Annotated in this window: 5 protein-coding genes; 4 read left to right on the top strand and 1 reads right to left on the bottom strand. The window is 45.9% G+C overall.

The window, feature by feature from the left end:
• From QZZ55_RS19725 to QZZ55_RS19715, 3 genes are all read left to right on the top strand, one after another.
• Positions 1-562, top strand: a 562-nt coding sequence (locus QZZ55_RS19725; protein WP_293269133.1) for an energy transducer TonB, incomplete at its 5' end; no start/stop codon positions are given.
• Between the two features lie 14 nt (positions 563-576).
• Entirely contained in the window at positions 577-1,572 is a 996-nt protein-coding gene (locus tag QZZ55_RS19720; protein ID WP_293269132.1) for an iron ABC transporter permease, read from the top strand.
• Positions 1,566-2,342 (top strand): ATP-binding cassette domain-containing protein, encoded by a 777-nt coding sequence (locus QZZ55_RS19715; protein ID WP_293269131.1) that lies wholly within the window; start codon positions 1,566-1,568, stop codon positions 2,340-2,342. The genes QZZ55_RS19720 and QZZ55_RS19715 overlap by 7 nt, the downstream gene beginning before the upstream one ends.
• A 3-nt stretch (positions 2,343-2,345) precedes the next feature.
• Here QZZ55_RS19715 and QZZ55_RS19710 read toward each other — a convergent pair whose 3' ends face one another.
• A complete protein-coding gene (locus QZZ55_RS19710; RefSeq protein WP_293269130.1) occupies positions 2,346-3,893 on the bottom strand; it encodes a bifunctional aminoglycoside phosphotransferase/ATP-binding protein in 1,548 nt (515 codons plus the stop codon).
• 46 nt (positions 3,894-3,939) lie between these two features.
• On the opposite strand from QZZ55_RS19710, the gene mrcB reads away from it, so the two are divergent.
• A partial coding sequence (mrcB, locus tag QZZ55_RS19705) for a penicillin-binding protein 1B (RefSeq protein WP_293269129.1) occupies positions 3,940-5,844 on the top strand: 1,905 nt, incomplete at its 3' end.

Below are 5,844 nucleotides of genomic sequence, written 5' to 3'. Positions count from 1 at the left end.
GCAACCGCAACCGCAACCGCAACCGCAACCGCAACCGCAACCGCAACCGCAACCGCAACCGCAACCGCAACCGCAACCGCAACCGCAACCGCAACCGCAACCGCAGATCGTTGAAACAGCTCCTGTAACAGAAACAGTTGACTTAAAACCCGTTGTAGAGAAAAGCTCTCAAAGCAGTAAAAGTCAGGTGGTTAAAAACGCAACCGTAAAAAATTCTACGAATCAGAGTAGTGTTGATGAGAAGAGCGATAGTGCGAATCAGCCCGTGCTTATCGCGGACTATCGAAACCTGAATTATCGTGAAGAGCCAGTTCAACCAAATTATCCTCGCATGGCTACGCGACGGGGTTTAGAAGGTACAGTTATGCTGGTGTTGCACATTAATACCGCAGGGAAGGTGGAGCGAGTGGTGATTGATAGAAGCTCTGGGTATTCGATACTGGATAGAGCTGCAGTGAAGGCGGCCAGCCAATGGCGCTTTGTTCCTGCTATTCGGGCTGGTGAGGTTGCTGCCGCACAGGCAAATATCCCTGTGCGTTTTTCCCTTGTCGGAAGCAAGTGATGCGAAATGTGAGAATGAATACTCGTTTTTTGATTGTAGTATTAACGTTGTTGCCGTTAATGATGCTGCTGTCTTTGTTACATGGTTCAGCGGCGTTATCTCTGTCAGACTTGTGGAGTGGCAGTGATTTAACACGTCGTATTCTTTATGAACTGCGTTTGCCAAGAATTTTAGTTGTGATGCTATGCGGTGGCTTATTGGCAATATCTGGTGCTGTTGTGCAGGCTTTGTTTCGTAACCCGTTGGCTGATCCTGGCTTAATTGGGGTTGCTGGTGGTGCCGCTTTAGCGGCGGTTGCATGGCAAGTGGTTGTGTCTACTACCTTGGGCGCTGGTTTGTTGTTATCAGCAGGTATGCCGGTGGCCGCATTTTTGGGTGGAATGCTTGTTACTTTTTTAGTGATACATATTGCACGAAATGCATCAGGAATTTCATCGCTAACGTTGCTGTTGACCGGTATCGCCATAAATGCTGTGGCGGGAGCAGGTATTGCTGCGCTCAAATATGTGTCGGATAGTATGACATTACGGCAAGTAACCTTCTGGTTGATGGGAAATGTTCAGACAGCGTCTTGGTGGGCGGTGCTATTGCTGTTGCTTATCAGCATTGTATTTGTACCTATGCTGATTCGTCACGCTGCGCCACTGAACATAATGCTGCTGGGTGAGCAGCAGGCATTGTTACTGGGAATCAATGTAGTAGAAACGCAGCGTCGCTTGGTGATAATCACAGCGCTTATTGTCGGGGCTGTGGTTTCTATGGTTGGGTTAATTGGATTTGTGGGTTTAGTTGTGCCGCATTTGGTTAGGCTCATTAATGGGCCAGATAACCGTTTTCTATTGCCCATGTCGTTTTTAAGTGGTGCTTTGCTGTTGCTGATGGCGGACCTCGTTGCTCGTAATGTTGCAGCGCCGGCTGAACTACCTATTGGCTTAATTACAGCTCTTATTGGTGGGCCACTATTCCTCTTCATGATTACCTACCGACAGCGAGGGCGAGGCATATGTTAAAAGCTGAATCTCTAGCTATAAATCGGTACGGTTATGTCTTGTTAGATGACGTTAATCTTGAAATAAAAAAACACAGTTTACACGTTATCTTAGGCCCTAATGGTGCAGGAAAAAGCAGTGTGCTTAAAGCTTTATCAGGGCTTCTCAAAGCAGATGTTGGTAAGGTGCTGTTAGATGGACTTGATATCCATGATATTAGTATAAGTGAGCGCTCACTTTCCTTGTCGGTGCTGTTACAAGAGCAAGTGCTTGATTTTCCCTTTCAAGTTCAAGAAGTTGTTTCTATGGGGGCTTACTTAGTTAGCAAGACGATGTTGCCAGTTGCATCCACAATAATTGATGCGATGGAAGCAATGGATGTAATGCATCTAGCTGAGCGAGACTATACAACATTATCAGGAGGTGAAAAGCAACGCACTCATCTTGCCCGGTTGCTAGTTCAAGTAACCCATAACACATCATATGTGTTACTGGATGAGCCATTAAAAGCGATCGATTTGAAGCACCAAATTGCTGCCATGCAGCTGCTTAGAAAGATGGCTGATGAGGGTAAGGGCGTACTGCTCATTGTGCATGATCTTTCTTTGGCTGCGCAGTTTGCAGATACAATCACTTTGATGGATAAAGGCCACATTGTACAAACGGGTACGCCTAAAGAGGTGCTGCAGCCCGCAATACTTTCTTCGGTTTTTCAAACCCAGATTAATAAAACAGAAGCTCTTGGCCAGACGTTATTTTTTGCCCAGCCTAGTGCGCCGCCTGAACGCTAAGCTTTAAGGTTCTACCAGCCCTTGGGCAATAAGCTGGCTAACGACAATATTGATGGCATCATCGCTATCAGTATCAATCTGTAAGCTGCTTTTAAGTTCTGCATCTGTCAGTTTTTGCTGATGTTTTAATTGATTTTGCATAACAGAAATATCGGCATCTGAGGCGTCTCCACCTTCTTCACTGCGTCTTGCGAGGCGAGCTTCTATCAGTTTTGGTTCGCAATAACAGCTGATGATACGCATAGGAATATCAAGAGAGGTGGCAAGATCCATATAGCTTTGGCGTGTGCGTTGTCTGATAAAGGTGGCGTCAACAATAACGGAGTAACCACTTTTCAATAGAGCTCTGGATAAGTTTAATAAGTGTTGAAAAGTACGAGCGTTCATCTCTTGACCATAAAGATCCAGGTGCTCGCCGCGTAGGCAAAGTTCGCGATAAAGACGCTTTCGCTCCACGTCAGAGCGTATTTTTATACAATCCAGCCTTTCAACCAACTGGCTGCACAGATAACTTTTGCCACTACCTGATACCCCGTGCATCAAGAATAGCGATGGCTTCTTTTGATGGGCATAAGACTTGGTTAACTGCAGGTAGCGCCTGAATGTAAGAATATCTGGCTTATCGCCGAGCATAGACACTTTGGCGCGTACCATTGAACGATATGACTTATAGAAGTTGAGAAGCGTGAGTCCTTCGTAGTCTCCCGTTAGCTCTAGGTAGCGGTTGAGACAGCGGTTGGCCCAGCGGTATTGGCCTTTCACCTCTAAGTCCATAAGAAGGAACGCTAGATCGCAAATGGTGTCTATCCAGCGGAATTGAAGGTTAAATTCAATACAGTCGAATAGGCGCAGTTGTCCATGGTAGAGGGCTATGTTGCCTAAATGTAGGTCGCCGTGGCATTCGCGGATGTAACCATCTTGTTTGCGTCGCTTGATTGAGGCTTCGAATTTTCGAAATTGTTGGGACGTGCGCTGCGAGAGAAACTGTAATTGTTGCCAGTCATGTGCTTCTAGTTGGTGCTCGCTGATGTGTTGATAGTTATCCGAAACAACACCCCAGATAGTATCAGATTCCCCCCAAGGGCTGTTTTGAGCGACACGGGGTGTGCGGGTATGAAAGTGAGCGATCTGCTCGGCCAACATATCGATCCATGCGGGTTCAAATCGCTGTCGATCAAGGATAAGATCCAGCCGCAGTTCAGGATCAAACTGGTACATTCGCACGGCATATTCGAAAGGCTCGCCGTCGCTGAGTTGTGATGCTTCCATTAATTGTGGATTTTCAGGCGAACCAACGATGGCGATTAGCGTATCATAGATATCCGGCGCTAATCGCTGGTTTAAACGAAGCTCTTCTTCGCAAAAATAGCGGCGAAGCTTTAACGTAGTAAAGTCTAGAAAGCCAAAGTCGACTGGCTTTTTTATTTTATAGGCATATTCGCCGGTTAATAAAAGCCAAGAGATATGTGTTTCGATAACACGTATCGGCGCTTCTACCGGGTGAGGGTAAAATGAGGGGCAAGTGAGCGCTTTAATCAATTTGGCTTGCATGTAACCTTCGGTATCGTCTGAAAAGTTAAGGAATTATACTGGCTTGATGAACAAAAAGAGAACACCAGCAAAGAAATCGCCTCGTAAAAGAACGGCAAAGCCGCAGACAAAAAGAAGTCTTTGGCGTTCTTTTGGCGGATTTTTACTAAAGCTTACCTTAGTCGGCATCGTGATCGGTGCTATTGGGCTGATATATCTCGATGCCCAAATACGCCAACAGTTTGAAGGAAAACGCTGGGCTTTACCTGCAAAAGTTTATGCTCGTCCGCTAGAGCTTTACTCTGGGCTAGCCATTTCTACAAAAGATGTGAAGGTTGAACTTGCTGGTTTGGGCTATCAATTAGTGCCTAAAGCAACTCAACCCGGACACGCTGAAATTGCCAAAAAGCGCATACGCGTGTACACACGAGGGTTTGAGTTCCCTGATGGGTTGGAGCGTTCTCAAAAACTGCTTTTAGATTTTCAGGGTGAGCAGTTATCTAGGATTCGGAACAGTAAAGGGAAAACAGTTAACTTGGCGCGCCTTGAGCCGGTGTTGATTGGCGGTATTTATCCACAAAATAATGAAGATAGAGACCTTATTCGCTTAGATGATGCGCCGAGTAGCCTGACAGATGCACTGATCGCTATTGAGGATCAGAGTTATTATGATCATTTTGGCGTGTCCCCCAGAGGTATTGCACGAGCAATGTGGGTTAATCTTCGTGTAGGGCGCTTCGTCCAAGGCGGAAGTACCCTGACGCAGCAGCTGATTAAGAACTTCTATCTGACGTCTGATCGAACGCTTGCCCGTAAATTAATGGAAATTCCAATGGCTGTTCTATTGGACTTTCACTACAGCAAAGATGAGATTTTAGAAGCCTATCTCAACGAGGTATATTTAGGGCAGGAAGGCTCTCGTGCCATTCATGGTTTTGGCCTGGCGGCACAATATTATTTCTCTCAACCGCTTCAAGAGTTGAAATTATCACAAGTGGCTCTATTAGCAGGAATGGTTAAGGGGCCTTCTTATTACGATCCGCGTCGTCATCCTGATCGAGCTAAGAAGCGCCGTGATTTGGTACTAAGGGTGCTGCGCGATGAAGGCAATATAAGCGAAGATATATATCAAAAAACGATCAAAAAACCGCTAGGCGTCGTGAAGCAAAAAAGCTTACTGAAAGGCGCATACCCTGCCTATTTAGACTTAGTAAAGCGCCAGCTACGCGAAAGTTATCATGAAGATGATCTGCGTACAGAAGGGCTGAGAGTTTTTACAGGCTTGAACCCTATCGTGCAAGCAAAAGCAGAAACAGCTTTGATTGGCACTATAAAGAACTTAGAAAAGCGTTATGGAAAACGTGCAGTCGATCTTGAAGGTAGCATGGTAGTGACGGATCCACAGACAGGTGAAGTGCTAAGTATCATCGGTGGAAAAAGTACCCGATATGAAGGCTTTAATCGCGCACTTGATGCAGTAAGGCCTATCGGCTCTTTAGTAAAACCTGCCGTGTACTTAACCGCACTGGAAAACGGATATTCACTAGTTTCGCCGCTAGAGGATGAGCCGGTCGCTGTTGAAATGCCAGGAGGACAAGTATGGGAGCCGCAAAACTTTGATAAAAAATCCCATGGTGTTGTTCCACTTCATCAAGCATTAGCGCGCTCTTATAACTTATCCACAGCTAATTTAGGTATGTCAGTAGGCGTTGATAAAGTAATTGAAACCCTTCAAAAGTTAGGTGTGAACCGTGAGTTGAATGAATATCCTTCATTGCTGTTAGGCGCGCAAGGCATGCCTGCTGTAGAAGTTGCGACTATGTATCAAACGATTGCTGCTAATGGCTTTCAAATGCCATTACGAGCCATACGCATGGTAACCGACAGCCAAGGCGTTGAGTTATCAAGGTATCCTTTCAAAGTGAAGCAAGCGGTCTCGGCAGAAAGTGTTCACTTATTGCAGTATGCAATG

Origin of the sequence: Neptunomonas sp. (genome assembly GCF_016744175.1) — a bacterium.
In the GTDB taxonomy this organism is placed as follows: Bacteria; Pseudomonadota; Gammaproteobacteria; order Pseudomonadales; family Balneatricaceae; genus Neptunomonas.
The sequence above is the reverse complement of the archived record's forward strand: the minus strand, read 5'-3'. Positions and strand labels throughout refer to the sequence as shown.